The following is an 18425-nucleotide window of genomic DNA, read 5'->3' as shown; positions in this document are numbered from 1 at the left end:
CGTTTTCGCCCGGTAGAGGGAGGCGTGGCATGACAGAGACGACGAGCGGCCCGGCACGAGGTTCCCGCTCCAAGGGGAACAAGGGCGGCAAGGGCCTGCGCATCGAACGCATCCACACCACCCCCGGCGTGCACCCCTACGACGAGGTGGTCTGGGAGCGTCGTGACGTCGTCATGACCAACTGGCGCGACGGCTCCATCAACTTCGAGCAGCGCGGCGTCGAGTTCCCCGACTTCTGGTCGGTGAACGCGGTCAACATCGTCACGAGCAAGTACTTCCGCGGCGCGGTCGGCTCCCCCGAGCGCGAGGCGAGCCTCCGGCAGCTCATCGACCGCGTGGTGCTCACCTACCGCAAGGCCGGTGAGGAGCACGGGTACTTCGCGTCCCCCGCGGACGCCGAGATCTTCGAGCACGAGCTGACCTACGCCCTGCTCCACCAGGTGTTCAGCTTCAACTCGCCGGTCTGGTTCAACGTCGGCACCGCCCAGCCGCAGCAGGTCTCCGCCTGCTTCATCCTCTCCGTCGACGACTCCATGGAGTCGATCCTCGACTGGTACAAGGAAGAGGGCATGATCTTCAAGGGCGGCTCCGGCGCCGGCCTGAACCTCTCCCGCATCCGCTCCTCCAAGGAGCTCCTCTCCTCCGGCGGCAACGCCTCCGGCCCGGTGTCGTTCATGCGCGGCGCCGACGCCTCCGCCGGCACCATCAAGTCCGGTGGCGCCACCCGCCGCGCGGCCAAGATGGTCGTCCTCGACGTCGACCACCCGGACGTCGAGGCCTTCATCGACACCAAGGTGAAGGAGGAGGAGAAGGTCCGCGCCCTGCGCGACGCCGGGTTCGACATGGACCTGGGCGGCGACGACATCACCTCCGTCCAGTACCAGAACGCCAACAACTCCGTCCGCGTCAACGACGAGTTCATGAAGGCCGTCGAGACCGCGTCGAAGTTCGGCCTGCGCTCCCGCCTGACCGGTGAGGTCATCGAGGAGGTCGACGCCAAGGCGCTGTTCCGCAAGATGGCCGAGGCCGCCTGGGCCTGCGCCGACCCGGGCATCCAGTACGACGACACCATCAACCACTGGCACACCTCGCCGGAGTCGGGCCGCATCACCGCGTCCAACCCGTGCAGCGAGTACATGCACCTGGACAACTCCTCGTGCAACCTCGCCTCGCTGAACCTGATGAAGTTCCTCCGCGACGACGACCAGGGCAACCAGTCGTTCGACGCCGAGCGCTTCGCCAAGGTCGTCGAGCTGGTCATCACGGCGATGGACATCTCCATCTGCTTCGCCGACTTCCCGACCGAGAAGATCGGCGAGACCACCCGCGCCTTCCGCCAGCTGGGCATCGGCTACGCCAACCTCGGCGCCCTGCTGATGGCCACCGGCCACGCCTACGACAGCGACGGCGGCCGCGCCCTGGCCGGCGCCATCACCTCGCTGATGACCGGCACCTCCTACCGCCGCTCCGCCGAGCTGGCCGCGATCGTCGGCCCGTACGACGGCTACGCCCGCAACGCCGACGCCCACCAGCGCGTCATGAAGCAGCACGCGGACGCCAACGCGGTCGCCACCCGCATGGACGACCTGGACACCCCGGTCTGGGCCGCGGCCACCGAGGCCTGGCAGGACGTGATCCGCCTCGGCGAGAAGAACGGCTTCCGCAACGCCCAGGCGTCCGTGCTGGCCCCCACCGGCACCATCGGCCTCATGATGGACTGCGACACCACGGGCGTCGAGCCGGACCTGGCCCTGGTCAAGTTCAAGAAGCTCGTCGGCGGCGGCTCGATGCAGATCGTGAACAACACGGTCCCCAAGGCCCTCAAGCGCCTCGGCTACCTGCCCGAGCAGGTCGAGGCGATCGTCGCCCACATCGCCGAGCACGGCAATGTCATCGACGCCCCGGGCCTGAAGGCCGAGCACTACGAGGTCTTCGACTGCGCCATGGGCGAGCGCGCGATCTCCGCCATGGGTCACGTGCGCATGATGGCCGCCGCGCAGCCGTTCCTCTCCGGCGCGATCTCCAAGACCGTCAACCTGCCCGAGACGGCCACCGTCGAGGAGGTCGAGGAGGTCTACTTCGAGGGCTGGAAGATGGGCCTGAAGGCCCTCGCGATCTACCGCGACAACTGCAAGGTCGGCCAGCCGCTCTCCGCCAAGAAGAAGGAGGAGGAGAAGAAGGCCGAGGTCGTTCCCGCGGTGGCCGAGAAGGTCGTCGAGTACCGCCCGGTCCGCAAGCGCCTCCCGAAGGGCCGCCCGGGGATCACCACCTCCTTCACGGTCGGCGGCGCCGAGGGCTACATGACGGCCAACTCCTACCCGGACGACGGCCTGGGCGAGGTCTTCCTCAAGATGTCCAAGCAGGGCTCGACCCTCGCGGGCATGATGGACGCCTTCTCCATCGCCGTCTCCGTCGGCCTCCAGTACGGCGTGCCGCTGGAGACCTACGTCTCGAAGTTCACCAACATGCGCTTCGAGCCGGCCGGCATGACGGACGACCCGGACGTGCGGATGGCGCAGTCGATCGTCGACTACATCTTCCGCCGCCTGGCGCTGGACTTCCTGCCGTTCGAGACCCGCTCGGCGCTCGGCATCCACTCGGCCGAGGAGCGCCAGCGCCACCTCGACACCGGCTCCTACGAGCCGGCCGACGAGGACATGGACGTCGAGGGCCTGGCCCAGTCCGCCCCGCGCCAGGTGGAGGCCCCGAAGGCGGAGGCCGCCCCCGCCGCGGCCGCCGTCCCGGCGCCGAAGCAGCCGCACAACTCCACCGAACTGATGGAGATGCAGCTCGGCCTGAACGCGGACGCCCCGCTCTGCTTCTCCTGCGGCACCAAGATGCGCCGCGCGGGCAGCTGCTACCTGTGCGAGGGCTGCGGCTCGACGAGCGGCTGCAGCTGACACCGGGTGTGACAGCTGACGTCTAGTCAGACGGAGGGGACCGGCCACGCGGCCGGTCCCCTCCGGCGTTCCCCCCCCGGCGGAGGTGCGCCGGGCGCGCGATGACAAATGTCATGGGCGAACAAGGGGCGATCTCACTGCTGGGGCACCGGTGCCCGCGAAGACGATGGTGGGCATGGACAAGCAGCAGCCCGGCCCCGTACCGGAGGCAGACCTTCGTCATCCCGTCAGCCGGAAGGCGTTCCGCACCGTGAAGTGCTCGTCGGGGGGTATGTGGCCCTCAGCGTGCTGACGCTCGTGGTCATCGCCCTGTTGCGCGACGACGCGGACGGGGTCTCCGCCGCCTCCGTCTCCGGTGTTCCCCTGGGCGCGTTCGTCGGTGACGCCTTTGGGTGGCGGGCCTCGTTCGCGTCGCTGTCCGCCGCCGCCGTGCTCCTCGGCGCCGGGCTGCTGGTGGCGCTGCCCCGTTTGCCGCGCCCGGCCGCGCCGGTGGACGCGGACGACCGGGCCGTCCACCGGCCGCTGCTGCGCGTCCCCTCGGTGACCGTCGGCCTGACGGTGATCGTCCTCCTCCTCATCGCCCACTTCGCCGCCTATACGTCGTCCGGCTTGTCCTTGAGGAACGCGCCGGTCTGCCATCCGGTACCGTCGCGCCGCTCCTGCTCGTCTACGGCGCCTTCGGGCTGGCCGGCAATTTCGCCGCCGGTGCCTCGGCGGCGCGCCGTGCCCGGGCCACGGTCCTGGCGCTCGCCCTCGGCATCGGCGCGGCGGTCGCGCTGCTCGCGCTGTTCGGCGGCGTCGGTGGCGCGGCCGGCGTCGGAATCGTCCTGTGGGGCCTGGCCTACGGCGGTCTGTCGGTGGCCGGCCAGATCTGGATGACCCGCTCCGCGCCGGACCGGGTCGAACGCGTCACCGGGCTGTACGTCGGTGTCTTCACCGCCGCCATCGCTCTGGGAGCCTTCCTCGGTGGAGCCGTCGTGGAGGCGTCCGGCGCCACCCTCCTGTTGCGGCACGCCGCCGCTCTCGCGGCCGTCGCCCTCGCCGTCGGGTTGTACGGCCCAGGGTCGGCCGGTGGTTCGGCCCCGGGCCGGAAGGCCGTGTTGTCACCGGTCGGACGGAAGGAGCGCGGTCGACGGACGACACCCGGCGCACGGCGAGTTGACCTCACACCCGGTGGAATGTGCCGAGAAGGTGCCCAGGCGGAGGCCGTACGCCAGGAAGCGCCGCGCGCTCCCTCGCCGCGCGCTCCCTCGCCGCGCGCTCCTTCGCCGCGCGGGGCGCGCTCCGTTCGGCGGAGGGGGCGGCCTCTCGCTATCGGCGCATTCGCGTCGCCCGGGTGTCTACGGGACGTGGTGCAGCGGGCGGATGCGGAGTCGCGAGAGAGGGCGGCGGGGCCGGGGGATCGGCCCGGTGGCGCCGTCGATGAACGGTGAGGGCGGGGACGGGAGTTGACGCCGGGGGCCGAGTCGCGCGGAGGGGCGCGGACCGGCATTGGTGCGCCGGGCGGACGCCCGCCGGGGCTCATTCGCGGCGTGACGCGGGCCACTTCGGGCGCCGTACGATGACCCGGTGCTGATCAAGTGGATTCGCTGCGTCGTGGTGGACCGCCGGGGCTTCGACCGGGCGCAGCGGAAGTGGGCGGGGCTGCTGGGGGAGCCGGGATTCCTGAGCCAGGGCGGCGGGTGGAGCCGGAGCCGTCCCGACGTGGTGCACCTCTTCTCCTTCTGGGAGAGCAGGGCGTTCTACGACTCCTTCATGGCGCGATCGCACGACAGACTGGCGGTGGCCCAGGCGGGCACGTACAAGGACGTCCGGGTGCGGTTGTTCGAGCACCGCCTGGACGTGAAGGTGGGATTCCGCCCGGAGTTCACGGACGCGGACGTGGTGCGGATCGCGCACTGCCGGGTCCGGGAGGAGCGGGAGGAGCACTTCCGCACCGTGCAGGAGAAGGTGTGGAACCCGGCGATGGCCGGCTCGCCCGGAATGCTGCGCGGCATGCTCGGCGCCGCGCCGGGCCCGGAGTTCCTGATCCTCTCGATGTGGAACTCCGAGGCCGAGCACGGGAAGTACCGCGCGGAGCGCGTGGAACGGCTGGCGCTGCGCGCTCAGATGGAGGCGGACGTGGAGGCCGTCGACGGTGACGTCGTCGGGGTGGAGGCGTCCTGGACCGTGTGACGGGGGTCGCTCGCCCGGGGGGTCACGCCGTCCGTCCGTCCGTGGTGTCCGGGGTGGCGGCGTACACGCCCGCCCGGGCGGCGGCGAGGGCCGCTGCCGCGGCCTGGTCCGCGGCGGCCGTGTCCACGGGCTCCCGGGTGATGAAGAGGCGGAGGAAGAGGGGAGCGCTGACCGCCCGGGCGAGCGCCCCGGGATCGGTGCCGGCCGGGACCTCGCCGCGGTCCGCGGCGCGTGCGACGAGCGGGGCGCAGCGCCGGAAGCGCTCGTCGTAGAAGCCGCGGAGGGCCTGCGCGGCACGGTCCGACTGGAACGCGGCGGCGATGAAGGCGGCCGGGGCCGCCGCCGTCCCCGGGTCGGTGAAGGTGTCCAGGATCTCCTGGGCGAGGGCGCGCAGGTCGCCGTCGAGGGAACCGGTGTCGGGCGGCGTCCAGGTGTCCTCGCCCGCGAGGTCGAGGGCGTCCGCGAGCATGCCCTCCACACCGCCCCAGCGCCGGTAGAGCGTGGTCTTGTGGACGCCCGACCGCTCGGCGACGTACTCGACGGTGAGGCCCGGATAGCCGTGTTCGACCAGGCCGGTGAGCACGGCGTCCCGGACGGCGGCGCGGGTGCGCGCGGTGCGGCCGCCGGGCCGGACGGTGCCGGGGATCGGGGACTGTCCGGTCGGGGACTGTCCGGGGGGCGAAGCCGGCGCCGGCGCCCCGGGAGCATGCTGATCCGCAGGCAAGTGCAACTCCAGTTGTATTAGGTGGCGGGTCGTGCCATGCTGTGGCATTGTAACGCCATCGAAGTTGCGTTTGGCGGTGTTCGCCGCCGAAGGGGGAATTCGCATGCCTGCTCAGCTTTCCTTGCGTGAGGTGACCGTGTCCCGGGGCGACCGGCCCCTGCTGGAGCGCGTGTCCGTCACCGTGCGGCCGGGGGAACGCGTCGGTCTCGTCGGTGAGAACGGAGCGGGGAAGTCCACGCTCCTCAAGGTCCTCGCGGGCGCCGAACCGCCCGACGACGGCTCGGTCGTGGCCGAGGCGGACGGCGGGATCGGCTACCTCCCGCAGACGCCCCGGTTCCCGCCCGGCGGGACGGTGGCGGACGCCGTCGACGAGGCGCTGTCCGAGCTCCGGGCGCTCGAACGCGCGTTGCGCGAGCTGGAGCCCGCTCTGGGCGCCGGGGACGCCGGGGCGCTGGAGGAGTACGGGCGGCTGCTCACCGTCTTCGAGGCGCGCGGCGGCTACGAGGCGGACGCCCGGGTGGACAAGGCGCTGCACGCCCTCGGCCTGGCCGGCGTCGGCCGCGACCGGCGGCTGGACACGCTGTCCGGCGGCCAGCGGGCCCGCCTCGGCCTGGCCTGCCTGCTCGCCGCCGCGCCCGAGACCATGCTCCTGGACGAACCGACCAACCACCTCGACGAGACGGCCCTCACCTGGCTGGAGGACACCCTCCGCGCCCACCGCGGCACCGTTGTCGTCATCTCGCACGACCGGGCCTTCCTCGAACGGGTCGCCACCGCCGTTCTGGAGGTCGACGCGGACCGGCACACCGTCGTCCGCTACGGCGGCGGCTACGCCGGCTACGTCGCCGAACGGCTGGCGGCCCGCCGCCGCTGGGAGCAGGAGTACGAGCGGTGGTGCGCCGAGACGGAGGCGCTGGCCGAGGCGGCGTCGGACACCGCCCGCCGCGTCGCCCCCGGCCGTGCCATGAAGGACGGGAACAAGATGGCGTACGACCGGGCCGCGGGCCGGGTCCAGGCGTCGGTCGCCGGCCGGGTCCGCAACGCGCGGGAGCGGCTGCGCAGACTCCAGGCCGACCCCGTCCCCCGGCCGCCGGAGCCCCTGCGCTTCACCGCCCGCCCGGTACGGGCGGAGGCGGACGGACTTCTGGCGGCCCTCGACGGCGTCCGGGTCGGCGACCGGCTGCGGGTCGACTCGCTCCGCGTCGAGGCCGGCGGCCGGCTGCTGGTGACCGGCGCCAACGGGGCCGGGAAGTCCACGCTGTTGCGGGTGCTCGCCGGTGAGACCGAACCGGACGCGGGGACGGTGACCCGGCACGGCCGGATCGCCCACCTGCCGCAGGAGATTCCGGCGGGCCGGCCCGCCGACCGGCTGTTCACCGCCTATGCGCGCGGCCTGCCCGGAACGCCCGACGAGCAGCGCGAGGCCCTGCTGTCCACCGGCCTCTTCCGGCAGCGCGACCTGCACGTGGCGGTGGGCTCCCTCTCGGACGGCCAGCGCCGCCGGCTCGCCCTCGCCCGGCTGCTGGCCCGGCCCGCCGACCTGCTGCTGCTCGACGAGCCCACCAACCACCTGGCGCTCGCCCTGGTCGAGCAGTTGGAGGAGGCGCTCGCCCGGTGGACCGGGGCCCTGGTCGTCGTCTCCCACGACCGGACCCTGCGGGACCGCTTCACCGGCCGGCGCTGCGAGATACGGGACGGCCGGCTGCTGGACGCCCGGTGAGCCGGCGCGGGCGCCCGCGCGCCGTGTCTCGCCATAGGGTGGCGTCATGGCACGGCCCCGGCGCATCGTCCTCCTCCGCCACGGCGAGTCGGAGGGCAACATCGACGACACGGTCTACGAACGCGAGCCCGATCACGCCCTCGCCCTGACGGCCCTCGGCCGCCGGCAGGCGCGGGAGGCCGGGGTCCGGCTGCGGGAGATCTTCGGGGACGAGCGGGTCTCCGCCTACGTCTCCCCCTACCGCCGGGCCCACCAGACCTTCCACGCGCTGGGGCTCGACCCCGCCCGGGTCCGGGTCCGCGAGGAGCCCAGGCTGCGCGAGCAGGACTGGGGGAACTGGCAGGACAGGGAGGACGTGCGCCGGCAGAAGGCGTACCGCGACGCCTACGGCCACTTCTTCTACCGCTTCGCCCAGGGGGAGTCCGGGGCCGACGTCTACGACCGGGTGGGCAGCTTCCTGGAGAGCCTCTGGCGCAGCTTCGAGGACCCCCGGCACCCGCCCAACGTCCTCCTGGTCACCCACGGGCTGACCATGCGGCTGTTCTGCATGCGGTGGCTGCACTGGACCGTCGCGGAGTTCGAGAGCCTGTCGAACCCGGGCAACGGGGAGAGCCGGATGCTCCTCCTGGGCGCCGACGGGCGGTACCACCTGGACCGGCCGTTCGAGCGCTGGTGTACCCCTGAATCGTACGGCTTCACCGATTAGAGTTCGCTGCGATGACCGCTGACCGATTCCCCCGGGCCCTCGCCAGCCTGCGCGGGCTGGCCGTGGGCGACGCCCTCGGCTCCCAGTTCTTCGTCCCCGCCCACTACCCCTCCCTCAAGCGCCGCGAGCCGCCGCCCGCCCCCTGGCAGTGGACCGACGACACCGAGATGGCCTGCTCGGTCGTGGCGGTCCTCGCCGCCCACGGCCGCGTCGACCAGGACGCCCTGGCCCGGTCCTTCGCCGACCACCACGACTTCGACCGCGGCTACGGCCCGGCCGTCAACCGGATGCTCCGCCTGATCAGGGAGGGCGGCGACTGGCGCGAGCTCGCGGCGGGCCTGTTCAAGGGGCAGGGCTCCTGGGGCAACGGCGCGGCCATGCGCATCGCCCCCCTCGGCGCCTGGTACGCGGGCGACCCCGAGCAGGCCACGCACCAGGCGGAGATCTCGGCCTACACGACCCACCAGCACCGCGAGGCGGTGGCGGGCGCCATGGCCGTGGCCGCCGCCGCGGCCGTCGCGGCGGAGGCCGACGGCACGGCGGTCACCGGGGAGCGGCTGCTCGACGAGGTGATCGCCCTCGTCCCGCGCAGCGCCGTGCACGCCGGGCTGCGCAGGGCGCGCGACATGCTCGACTACGACGACGCGACGACGGTCGCGGCCGTGCTCGGCTGCGGGCGCCGGACCAGCGCACACGACACCGTGCCGTTCGCCCTGTGGTCCGCGGCCCGCCATCTGGGCGACTACGCGGGCGGTTTCTGGGCGACGGCGTCGGTCGGCGGGGACGTCGACACCACCTGCGCCATCGTCGGCGGGGTGATCGCGGCGGCCGGCCGCGGCGCGCCGCCCGCCGCCTGGTGGGAGGCCACCGAGGCCCTCCCCGGCTGGCTGCCGGCCGCCCCGGACTGACCGCCGGACCGGCCGATCGGCCGCTCCCGGCCCGCCCGCCGCCCGCCGCGCGGGGGCAGTGAGGGGGCCGGGGCGGCACGGGCCGCCTCCGGGGCGTACCCTTGCTGGCGCCATGCCCTACGAACCGCCTACCCACAGCGTCGAGCGCTCCCTCCGGGCGACGACCGGAGCCAAGATCGTCGCCGGCGTCGACGAGGTCGGCCGGGGCGCCTGGGCCGGACCGGTCACCATCTGCGCGGCCGTCACCGGCCTGCGCCGCCCGCCGGAAGGGCTCACCGACTCCAAACTGCTGACCCCCAAGCGCCGCCGCGCGCTCGCCGGACAGCTGGAGTCGTGGGTCACCGCCTACGCCCTCGGTCACGCCTCCCCCGAGGAGATCGACGAACTGGGGATGACGGCGGCGCTCCGGCTGGCGGCCGGGCGGGCCCTCGACGGCCTCCCGGTGCGGCCCGACGCCGTCATCCTCGACGGCAAGCACGACTACCTCGGCGAGCCGTGGCGGGTCCGCACGGTCGTCAAGGGAGACCAGTCCTGTGTGGCCGTCGCGGCCGCGTCCGTGCTCGCCAAGGTGCGGCGGGACGCGATGATGGCCGAACTGGACGCGGACCACGCGGACTTCGGGTTCCCCGACAACGCGGGGTACCCCTCGCCCGTCCACCGCGACGCCCTGGAACGGTTGGGACCCACGCCGCACCACCGGCTGTCCTGGGCCTATCTGGACGCGCTGCCCCGGTGGCAGCATCTGAAGCGGACGCGTCTCGCGGCCGGGGGCCCGGAGGGTCCCGCGGGCCGCGGAACGGCCGCTCTGGAAGCCGGCGGTCAACTCGGGTTCGAGTTCTGACCGCGGAAGTGCCACCCGCCGATGCGACTCGCACCGGCGTTTGATAGACATCGACCTATGCCTCTCATCCCCGAGGAGCCTCAGATTCACGAGAGTGTCCCGGGTCCCCGCGCTGTTCCGGCCGCCGGCCGCACCGCGTCGACCCCCCGCCCCGTTCCCGGCCCCCGCCCGGCCCCCCGGCCCGGCCCCCGCGCCGCACGCCCGGTGCCCGCGCCCCCCGGCCCGCGCACCCCGCCCCCGGCGGCACCCGCCGCCCCCCAGGTCCAGCTGATCCCCGTTCCGGCGGAGGGTGCCCTGGACGCCGCCGACGAGGCCGTCGACCTGCTGCTCGACAGCGGCCGCGCGCCCGGTGACGTCCTGGTGCTCACCACCGGGGAGGCACACCCATGGGCCGCCCACGAGCTGTCCTTCGGCGAGGCCTCCTACTGGGCCCAGCACGACGCCGCGGACGACGTGTTCTACGCCGACGCAGGCGCCGACCGCGTGAAGGGACGCCCCGTCGTGGTCGTCGCCGTCAACGGCGGCTCCGACGCGGCGGTGCGGCAGGCGCTGCCCGCGGCCCTGGGCCGCGCCGGTGCCCTGCTGGTCGTCTGCGGGGACAGCGCCCGCGTCAACTCCGTTCTGTCGGCGGCCGTCTGACCCGGCGCCTCTCCGAGGCGCCGGTACCGGCCGTACGGGCCCGGTGCCGGGTGACCCGTGCGCGCGTCACCCGGCCGCGGCGTGCCGCAGCGCCGCCGGCACCGGACGGACGGAGCCGGCCGCCGCGGCGCGGTGCTCGGCGGAGCGGGGACTGCGCCCGCTCCTGCCCTCGCCGAGGATCCGCCAACCGCCGCCCGTCAGCGTGATGTACGCCCCGCAGCGCAGCCCGTGGAGCACACAGGCGTCGCGCAAGGCCCACATCCACGCGCCGTCCTCCACGGTCCAACGGCCGTCCCCCTCACGGCAGTAGAGCAGCACCGCCGTGCGCACCGGCGAGCGTCTGCGCAGGTCGTGCGGGATCACCCGGCGCAGTCGCGCCAGCAGCGCGTTGCGCAGCTCCCAGCCGTCCCGGACCGCCGCCCGGCGGGTGAAGGACGCGCTGGCCACCAGTCGTTCGTCCGGATCGAGGACGGCGATCACGGCCGTGCACGGCGTCGGCAGATGCCGGGCGTGCAGCCCGGTGACGACCTCACGGGGGCTGCGCAGCAAGGGAATTCCGGCGGCGGCCCACTCGGCGGGCTCCACCACGCGGACCGGCCGCCCGGGGGCGAGCCGGGACGGGGACGGGACCGGGCCGAAGGCCATGACTCTCCCTTCGCCTGCGCGCCCGCGGCGGCCGCGGGCGTCGGCAACGAGGAACAGCGGACGGCAGCCCAGCGGGCCGTGGGGGGGACGGGAGCGGGGAGCCGGTCCCATTCTCGTGGCCCCACCGGCCGCACGGCAACGATCAATTGACGTCACCGGCCGGAACCAGGCGGCACTCCTTCCGTTTCCCCGGCACGCACACACTCTCCCCGGTCACCTCTGCGCGGACGTTCCTCCCCCTGGCCACCTCTGCGCGTACGTTCCTCCCCTGGTCACCTCTGCGCGTACGTCCCTCCCCGGTCACCCCTGCGCGTAAGTCTCTCCCTGGCCACCCCTGCACTCACGCCCCGCCGCGGTCACCCCTGCATTCACGCCCCTCCTCGATCACCCCTGTACGGCCAGCACCAAGGGGAACACCTGGGACGCGCCCGCCCGGCGCAGCAGCCGCGCCGCCACCGCCAGCGTCCAGCCGGTGTCCGACAGATCGTCGACGAGCAGGACCGGACCGCGCGCCTCCGCCAGCCGTGCCGCGAGCTCCGGCGGAACGGTCAGTGCCCCGTCCAGCGCCCGCAGCCGCTGCGCGCTGTTGGTGCGCGGCACCCGCGACTCCTCCGCGTCCGCGCGGTAGGAGACGGTGCCCAGGAACGGCATCCGGCCGACCGCCGCGATGTGTTCGCCCAGCGAGCCGATCAACTTCGGCCTGGTGCGCGAGTCCACGACCACGACGCCCACCGGCCGGTCCGGCGCGTCCGGCGCGCCGGAGGCCCAACCGCCCGGCCCCTTGGCCCAGTCGGCGAGCACCGTCACCACGGCGCCCGCCACATCGTCCGGAACGGGACCGTCCGGAGCCTGTGCGGCCAGCAGCGGACGCAGCCGGTTGCCCCACCCGATGTCGGAGAGCCGCCCCAGCGCCCGCCCGGGAGCCGCCTGTTCACCCGCCGGGATACGGCCCTTGAGGTCCACCCCCACCGCCGGCATGCCGGTCGGCCACATCCGGCGGGGCTCCACCTCGACCCCGGGCCGTCCCAGCTCACCCCGCGAGGCGTCGAGCGCCTGCCCGGACACCTCCGCGGAGAACCGGGCCCCCGCGCAGTTGTCGCAGCGCCCGCAGGGCGCCGCCTGCTCGTCGTCCAGCTGACGGCGCAGGAACTCCATCCGGCACTCCGCCGTCGTCGCGTAGGCCCGCATGGCGTCCTGCTCGGCCTTCCGCTGCCGGGCCACCCAGGCGTAGCGTTCCGCGTCGTACGTCCACGGCCGGCCGGTCGCCGTCCAGCCGCCGCGCACCCGGTGCACGGCCCCGTCCACGTCCAGGACCTTGAGCATGGTCTCCAGCCGCGACCGGCGCAGCTCCACCAGCGGCTCCAGGGCCGGCAGCGACAGCGGCCGGTCCGCCGCCGCCAGGACGTCCAGCGTCCGCCGGACCTGCTCCTCGGGCGGGAACGCCAGCGAGGCGAAGTACTGCCAGATCGCCTCGTCCTCCCGGCCCGGCAGCAGCAGCACCTCCGCGTGCTCGACCCCGCGGCCCGCGCGGCCCACCTGCTGGTAGTAGGCGATGGGGGAGGAGGGCGAGCCGAGGTGGACGACGAAGCCGAGGTCGGGCTTGTCGAAGCCCATGCCGAGCGCGGACGTGGCGACGAGGGCCTTCACCCGGTTGGCCAGCAGGTCCTCCTCCGCCTGCTGCCGGTCGGCGTTCTCCGTCTTGCCGGTGTACGCGGTCACCACGTGCCCGCGCCGGCGCAGGAACGCCGTCACCTCCTCCGCCGCCGCGACGGTCAGCGTGTAGACGATGCCCGAACCCGGCAGCTCGTCCAAGTGGTCGGCGAGCCAGGCGAGTCGGTGCGCGGCGTCCGGCAGGCGCAGGACGCCGAGGCTCAGGCTCTCCCGGTCGAGCGGCCCCCGCAGCACCAGCGCCCGCTCCGCCCCCTCGCCCGTCCCCAGCTGCTCGGCGACGTCGGCGGTGACCCGGGCGTTGGCCGTCGCGGTCGTCGCCAGCACCGGGACGCCGGGCGGCAGTTCGGCCAGCATCGTGCGCAGCCGCCGGTAGTCCGGGCGGAAGTCGTGGCCCCAGTCGGAGATGCAGTGCGCCTCGTCGACGACCAGCAGCCCGGTCGCGGCGGCCAGCTTGGGCAGCACCTGGTCCCGGAAATCGGGGTTGTTGAGGCGCTCGGGGCTCACGAGGAGCACATCCACCTCGCCGGCGGCGACCTCCGCCTGGATGGTGTCCCACTCCTCCGGATTGGCCGAGTTGATCGTGCGGGCGTGGATGCCGGCCCGCGCCGCCGCCTCCACCTGGTTGCGCATCAGCGCCAGCAGCGGGGAGACGATCACCGTCGGACCGCTGCCGCGCTCGCGCAGCAGGGCTGTGGCGACGAAGTACACCGCCGACTTGCCCCAGCCGGTGCGCTGGACGACGAGGGCTCTGCGGTGGTCGGCGACCAGCGCCTCGATCGCCCGCCACTGGTCCTCGCGCAACCGGGCTCCGCCGGTGGCATCACCCACCAGCCGGGCGAGGACGGCGTCGGCGGCGGTACGGAGGGCTTCGTTGGTCATGGACCCATGCAACACGAGGCCACTGACATCGCGCGACCGAGGTCCGTCGACGGCCGATATCCACAGGTGTTCGTACGATGATCTGCCGCGCGTCCACAGGGCTGGCGGGCCCGGAACGCCCTGCGGGACGCTCGGCGCATGACCGACCACGACGCATCGGCCGGCCCTCCGCGGCCGCCCGCCTCCGACCGGGAGCCGTCGGCTCCCACGCACGTCACCCTCCGCAGCCCGGCGGAGCTCGCCGACGCGCTGCCCTACCTGCTGGGCTTCCACCCGAACGACAGCATCGTCCTCATGGCCCTGCACGGCGAGGGCAGACGCTTCGGCGGCCGGCTCCGCCTGGGCATCCCCGTGCCGGACGACTGGCCCGACGTCTCCGACCAGCTCGCCGAGACCCTCGTCACCGGCTGCCTCAAGCGCGGCACCCGACCCGACGGCATCGTCCTCTACCTCTGCCAGGACCCCGCGGACGGCGAGACGTCCACGGCCGTGATGGAACGGCTGCGCCCGCTCGCCCAGCGTCTGCGGATCGCCTGCGGGGCCCTGGACGTGCCCGTCGTCGAGGCACTCTGCCTCTCCGACGGCCGCTTCTGGTCCTACTGCTGCTCCGACCCCCGCTGCTGCCCGCCCGAGGGCACGCCCCTGGCGCTGCCCGGCACCACGGTCATGGCCGCGGCCGCCGCCTACGTGGGCATCCGCGTGCGCGGGACCCTGCGCGAGATGGAGGCCCGCCTGAGTCCGCGCCCCGGCCGGTGGCACGAGGAACAGCGCCGCGCCCTGGACACCGCCACCTCCCGCCTGCTCCCGCGCGTGATCGCCGGGGAATGCTGGACGACCCGCCAGGAGACCCTGGACCTGGCCGAACGGCTGGTCGACCGCCTCCACGAGACCCCGGCCGGAGCGGACGGCGCGGAGTCCGACGCCCGGGACGACGCGCTCCTGACGGCCGAGGAGACCGCCACCCTCGTCCTCGGCCTCCAGGACCGCGTCGCCCGGGACCGCGCCGCCGAGTGGATGGAAGGCCCGCGCACCCAGGCGGTGCTCCGCCTCTGGCGGGCCCTCGCCCGGCGCTGCGTCCCGCCGTACACCGAGCACGCCGCCGCACCGCTGACCCTCGCCGGCTGGGTGGCCTGGTCCAGCGGCGAGCAGGCCGAGGCGAGGGTCGCCCTCGGCCGCGCCCTGACCGCCGACCCCGACTACCTCTTCGCGCAACTCCTCCACCACGCCTGCAACGAAGGGCTGGACCCGGAGACCCTGCGCGACTGCCTCCGACGGGAGCGCGCGGACCGCGCCGTCTGCCAGGCCGCCCGCGCCGCCGACGCCCCGCGGCCGCCCGCCGGGGAGACGGACACGGACACGGACGCGACCCGGTCCGCCGCGCCCTCCGGAGGGCAGGCGACCGTGCCGCGGGCACGCCGGCGCAAACCCGCCGACGACGCCACGCGCCCGAAGCGGGCGATCGGCGACACACCCGCCGGCGGGCCCGCGGGCAAGCCCCGGGCGCGGCGGCAACCGGCCCGCCGCACCACCCGCGACCGCCGGTGACGGTGATCACGCGCACACCGCCGTGACCTCGGCGGCGCCGCCGCCGTTCACCTGTGTGGCCCTCCTTCCCGTCCGACCCCGGCCGACGTCCGGCCCGTGACCTCCCAGGGAGCGCAGACCCGTGCACGGCACCGCCGCCCATGCCCACCCCGCCCCCCGTCCGGCCGTGCCCCGGCGCCCCGGCGACGCGCGCCCCCAGGGGCCGCGCCCGGTGCACACGGCGCTGATCTGCGTCGCCCTGCCCGCCCTCGCGATCTCGGAGGAGCACGGGCAGCTCACCGGCCACGGCCTCGACGGGTTCTACCGCAATGGCCGCCGCCTGCTGGCGCGTTGCGTGCTCCGGGTGGACGGGGCCGAGCCGGTCCCCCTCCAGGGCCGGCTGGTCGACGCCGGACGGGCGCGGTTCGTGGCCGGCCTCCGCACCGCCGCGGACGAGGGCCCCGACCCCGCCGTCACGGTGGAGCGGGTCCGGGACGCCGAGGGCGTCGAGCGGGTCACCCTGCGCAGCGCGGCGCCGCGCGAGGCCCGGCTCCGGGTCGAGATGTCGCTCGGCACGGACCTCGCGGACCTCGGCCTGATCGCCCACGGCACGGCGGCGCCCGAACTGCCCGCCGCCGTCCACGGTTCCGGTCTCCGCTGGACGGCACCCGGCCTGCACACCGTGGTGACCGCCGACCCGCCGCCGGACGACGCCCTGGCCTCGGCCGGACTGCTCTGCTGGGAGATACGGCTGCCGCCCGGCGGCACGCGCGGCGTCGAACTGCGCGTCCGCCCCGAGGTCCCCGGCAGGCCCCGCCCGCCCGAGGGCCCCCGCACCCGGACACGCGCCGCGGCGCCCTGGGGCGACGCCCAGGCGGAGGGCGACGACCCACGGGCCGCCGCCCTGCTGGCCGGCAGCCTCGACGACCTCAGGGCCCTGCTCGTCCGCGACCCCAAGATCCCCGGGGACGTGCACGTCGCCGCCGGCGCCCCCTGGCGCTGCGGCGGCCTCGCCCCCGCCGAGGCCCTGTGGGCCGCCCGGATGACCCTCCCGCTCGGCGTCCGGCTCGCCGCCGGGACGCTGCGCACCCTCGCCCGCACCCAGCTCCCCGGCCCCGGGCCGGAACGGGGCCGCATCCCCGGCGCCCTCCGGCACACCGGGGCGCACCTCCCGCCCGGGTGCACCGGGATCGAGGCCACCCTGCTGTTCCCCACCGTCCTCGCGGAGGCGAGGCGTTGGGGGCTGCCGTCCCAGGAGATCGAGCCGCTGCTCCCGGCGGCCGAGCGCTGCCTGGCCTGGCTGCGCTCGGCCGTCGACGACCGCGGCTACCTGGCGGACCCGGTGCCCGGCGGCCCGTACCGCTGCGAGGTGCAGGCCCACGCCCACCGCGCCGCCCTGCTGGGCGCCGACCTCCTCGCCGCCCACGGCCGCCCGGGAGCGGACGAGTGGCACGCCTGGGCGGCCGGTCTGAGGCGGCGCTTCCGCGAGGACTTCTGGGCCGACGACCGCGGCGGCGGCCGGCCGGTGGCCGCCCTGGTGCCCGACGGCGAACCCGTCCCGCACCTGGGCTGCGCCGCCGCCCACCTCCTCGACACCGGCCTGCTGGGCCAGGGCGAGTACGCCCCCGGCCTGCTGGACCGGGCCCGCACCGAGCAACTGGCCCGGCTGCTGGGCAGCCCCGCCCTCGACTCCGGCTGGGGCCTGCGCAGCCTGGGCGCCAGGGAAGGCGGGCACAACCCCTTCGGTCACCGTGGCGGGGCCGTGCGCGTCCACGAGACGGCCGTCGCCGTCGCGGGCCTGGCCGCGGCCGGCTTCGAGAAGGAGGCGGGCTCCCTCGCCCGCGGCGTACTGGACGCCGCCGAGACCTTCGGCCACCGGCTGCCGGAGATGTACGCGGGGGAGCAGCGCACCGCCGGGAGCGCCCCGCTGCCGCATCCGGCGGCCTGCCGTCCCGCGGCCGTCGCGGCGGCGGGCGCCGTCCACCTGCTGACGGCGTTCGCCGGGGTGCGGCCCGACGTCCCGGCGGGCGGTGTGACGGTCCGCCCGCCCGGTTCGGCGCCCCTGGGGGCGCTGCGGTTCACCGGGCTGCGGGTGGCCGAGCAGCCGTTCGCCGTACGCGTCAGCCGGCTCGGCCTGGGCATGGTCGAGGAAGCCGCCGACGGACTGCAGCTGGGGGTGTGAGCTCCGTGCGCGCCGTTCCCGTCGAGGGCCCCCGTGGCGCCTCCCGTGGGGCCGTGTTCTCCACCGCGGCCCACGTGGGACAAGAACCTGTTTATCGTCAAGCAGACGACTATGATCGCGTCATGCCCTACGACCCGTCGGCCTTCCCGCCCTTCGCCGTCACCGTCGACCTGGTCGTGCTCACCGTGCGGCGGCACTCCCTGTGCGCGCTGGCGGTGCGCCGTGGAGAGCCGCCCTTCCAGGGCCGATGGGCGCTGCCCGGGGGATTCGTCCGGTCCGACGAGGACCTGGCGACGGCCGCGGCCCGCGAGCTGGCCGAGGAGACGGGGCTGCACGTTCTGCACGACCCCGCCTGCCCCGCCACCGCCCACGCGGCCCACCTCGAACAGCTCGCCACCTATGGCGACCCCAAGCGCGATCCCCGCATGCGCGTCGTCAGCGTCGCGCACCTGGCGCTCGCCCCCGACCTGCCCGCCCCCCGCGCCGGCGGCGACGCGCACAGCGTGCGCTGGGCCCCCGTCGAGGACCTGCTCGACCAGGACGGCCACGCCCGGGACGGCGAACAGGCCGCGCCGCTGGCCTTCGACCACGCCCGCATCCTCGCCGACGGGGTCGAACGCGCCCGCTCGAAAATCGAATACTCGTCCCTCGCGACCGCCTTCTGCCCCCAGGAGTTCACCGTCGGGGAGCTGCGCCGGGTCTACGAGGCCGTCTGGGGCGTCGCCCTCGACCCCCGCAACTTCCACCGCAAGGTCACCGGCACCCCCGGCTTCCTGGTCCCCACCGGCGGCACGACGACCCGGCAGGGCGGGCGTCCCGCACAGCTCTTCCGCGCGGGCGGCGCCACCCTCCTCAACCCGCCCATGCTCCGCCCGGAGGCGTAGCACCGGCGCGCGCGACCTCCGGGGCGC

Annotated in this window: 15 protein-coding genes; 11 read left to right on the top strand and 4 right to left on the bottom strand. The window is 74.9% G+C overall.

The genetic code is table 11. The features are described 5' to 3' along the window. The first annotated feature begins 29 nt into the window (after nucleotides 1-29). Complete coding sequence (locus K7I03_RS08000) at nucleotides 30-2900, top strand: vitamin B12-dependent ribonucleotide reductase (RefSeq protein ID WP_185943330.1); 2871 nt, start codon at nucleotides 30-32, stop codon at nucleotides 2898-2900. A gap of 219 nt (nucleotides 2901-3119) precedes the next feature. Here the strand turns inward: K7I03_RS08000 and K7I03_RS07995 are convergent, their stop codons facing one another. Beyond that, the gene (locus tag K7I03_RS07995) at nucleotides 3120-3485 is read right to left on the bottom strand and encodes a hypothetical protein (RefSeq protein ID WP_224347758.1); all 366 of its coding nucleotides are present in this window, start codon (nucleotides 3483-3485) and stop codon (nucleotides 3120-3122) included. Nucleotides 3486-3532: 47 nt separating this feature from the next. Between K7I03_RS07995 and K7I03_RS07990 the strand changes: the two genes are divergently transcribed. Both K7I03_RS07990 and K7I03_RS07985 read left to right on the top strand, forming a co-directional pair. Further along, complete coding sequence (locus K7I03_RS07990; protein ID WP_224347404.1) at nucleotides 3533-4333, top strand: MFS transporter; 801 nt, start codon at nucleotides 3533-3535, stop codon at nucleotides 4331-4333. 136 nt (nucleotides 4334-4469) lie between these two features. Further along, nucleotides 4470-5075 (top strand): YdbC family protein, encoded by a 606-nt coding sequence (locus tag K7I03_RS07985; protein WP_185943329.1) that lies wholly within the window; start codon nucleotides 4470-4472, stop codon nucleotides 5073-5075. A gap of 22 nt (nucleotides 5076-5097) precedes the next feature. Here K7I03_RS07985 and K7I03_RS07980 read toward each other — a convergent pair whose 3' ends face one another. After that, nucleotides 5098-5799: a TetR/AcrR family transcriptional regulator gene (locus K7I03_RS07980; RefSeq protein WP_221903069.1), complete on the bottom strand. Its 702-nt coding sequence runs from the start codon at nucleotides 5797-5799 to the stop codon at nucleotides 5098-5100. A gap of 103 nt (nucleotides 5800-5902) precedes the next feature. On the opposite strand from K7I03_RS07980, the gene abc-f reads away from it, so the two are divergent. The 5 genes from abc-f to K7I03_RS07955 all read left to right on the top strand — a co-directional run bounded on the left by abc-f (nucleotide 5903) and on the right by K7I03_RS07955 (nucleotide 10613). Next, nucleotides 5903-7519, top strand: coding sequence for a ribosomal protection-like ABC-F family protein (abc-f, locus tag K7I03_RS07975; RefSeq protein ID WP_185943328.1), 1617 nt, complete (start codon nucleotides 5903-5905; stop codon nucleotides 7517-7519). A 46-nt stretch (nucleotides 7520-7565) separates the two neighbouring features. Then, entirely contained in the window at nucleotides 7566-8225 is a 660-nt protein-coding gene (locus tag K7I03_RS07970; protein WP_185943327.1) for a histidine phosphatase family protein, read from the top strand. An 11-nt stretch (nucleotides 8226-8236) separates the two neighbouring features. Further along, nucleotides 8237-9133 carry an ADP-ribosylglycohydrolase family protein gene (locus K7I03_RS07965; RefSeq protein WP_185943326.1) on the top strand — a complete coding sequence of 299 codons (897 nt, stop codon included), beginning with the start codon at nucleotides 8237-8239 and terminating at the stop codon, nucleotides 9131-9133. Between the two features lie 112 nt (nucleotides 9134-9245). Beyond that, nucleotides 9246-9974, top strand: a complete 729-nt coding sequence (locus K7I03_RS07960) for a ribonuclease HII (protein ID WP_185943325.1) — start codon at nucleotides 9246-9248, stop codon at nucleotides 9972-9974. A gap of 57 nt (nucleotides 9975-10031) precedes the next feature. Continuing rightward, on the top strand, nucleotides 10032-10613 hold the full coding sequence (locus tag K7I03_RS07955) for a hypothetical protein (RefSeq protein ID WP_185943324.1): 582 nt from the start codon (nucleotides 10032-10034) through the stop codon (nucleotides 10611-10613). Between the two features lie 66 nt (nucleotides 10614-10679). Here K7I03_RS07955 and K7I03_RS07950 read toward each other — a convergent pair whose 3' ends face one another. Together K7I03_RS07950 and K7I03_RS07945 are read right to left on the bottom strand one after the other, a co-directional pair. Further along, complete coding sequence (locus K7I03_RS07950) at nucleotides 10680-11258, bottom strand: hypothetical protein (protein WP_185943323.1); 579 nt, start codon at nucleotides 11256-11258, stop codon at nucleotides 10680-10682. A 384-nt stretch (nucleotides 11259-11642) separates the two neighbouring features. Next, nucleotides 11643-13808, bottom strand: coding sequence for a RecQ family ATP-dependent DNA helicase (locus K7I03_RS07945; protein ID WP_185943322.1), 2166 nt, complete (start codon nucleotides 13806-13808; stop codon nucleotides 11643-11645). 138 nt (nucleotides 13809-13946) lie between these two features. On the opposite strand from K7I03_RS07945, the gene K7I03_RS07940 reads away from it, so the two are divergent. From K7I03_RS07940 to K7I03_RS07930, 3 genes are all read left to right on the top strand, one after another. Then, nucleotides 13947-15353, top strand: coding sequence for a DUF4192 domain-containing protein (locus K7I03_RS07940; protein ID WP_185943321.1), 1407 nt, complete (start codon nucleotides 13947-13949; stop codon nucleotides 15351-15353). Between the two features lie 121 nt (nucleotides 15354-15474). Continuing rightward, nucleotides 15475-17514 (top strand): glycogen debranching N-terminal domain-containing protein, encoded by a 2040-nt coding sequence (locus K7I03_RS07935; RefSeq protein ID WP_398856779.1) that lies wholly within the window; start codon nucleotides 15475-15477, stop codon nucleotides 17512-17514. Nucleotides 17515-17636: 122 nt separating this feature from the next. After that, on the top strand, nucleotides 17637-18398 hold the full coding sequence (locus tag K7I03_RS07930; protein WP_004949054.1) for an NUDIX hydrolase: 762 nt from the start codon (nucleotides 17637-17639) through the stop codon (nucleotides 18396-18398). Nucleotides 18399-18425: the final 27 nt, after the last annotated feature.

The organism is Streptomyces mobaraensis, from assembly GCF_020099395.1.
In the GTDB taxonomy this organism is placed as follows: domain Bacteria; phylum Actinomycetota; class Actinomycetes; order Streptomycetales; family Streptomycetaceae; genus Streptomyces.
Note: the sequence above shows the minus strand (reverse complement) of the source record. Positions and strands in the feature narration are given on the sequence as shown.

Bases quoted from the DNA above. Each gene is read 5' to 3' on its own strand.
- abc-f (WP_185943328.1), top strand. From the start codon at position 5,903: ATGCCTGCTCAGCTTTCCTTGCGTGAGGTGACCGTGTCCCGGGGCGAC.
- K7I03_RS07965 (WP_185943326.1), top strand. From the start codon at position 8,237: ATGACCGCTGACCGATTCCCCCGGGCCCTCGCCAGCCTGCGCGGGCTG.
- K7I03_RS07955 (WP_185943324.1), top strand. From the start codon at position 10,032: ATGCCTCTCATCCCCGAGGAGCCTCAGATTCACGAGAGTGTCCCGGGT.
- K7I03_RS07930 (WP_004949054.1), top strand. From the start codon at position 17,637: ATGCCCTACGACCCGTCGGCCTTCCCGCCCTTCGCCGTCACCGTCGAC.
- K7I03_RS07950 (WP_185943323.1), bottom strand. From the start codon at position 11,258: ATGGCCTTCGGCCCGGTCCCGTCCCCGTCCCGGCTCGCCCCCGGGCGG.
- K7I03_RS07940 (WP_185943321.1), top strand. From the start codon at position 13,947: ATGACCGACCACGACGCATCGGCCGGCCCTCCGCGGCCGCCCGCCTCC.
- K7I03_RS07970 (WP_185943327.1), top strand. From the start codon at position 7,566: ATGGCACGGCCCCGGCGCATCGTCCTCCTCCGCCACGGCGAGTCGGAG.
- K7I03_RS07945 (WP_185943322.1), bottom strand. From the start codon at position 13,808: ATGACCAACGAAGCCCTCCGTACCGCCGCCGACGCCGTCCTCGCCCGG.
- K7I03_RS07960 (WP_185943325.1), top strand. From the start codon at position 9,246: ATGCCCTACGAACCGCCTACCCACAGCGTCGAGCGCTCCCTCCGGGCG.
- K7I03_RS08000 (WP_185943330.1), top strand. From the start codon at position 30: ATGACAGAGACGACGAGCGGCCCGGCACGAGGTTCCCGCTCCAAGGGG.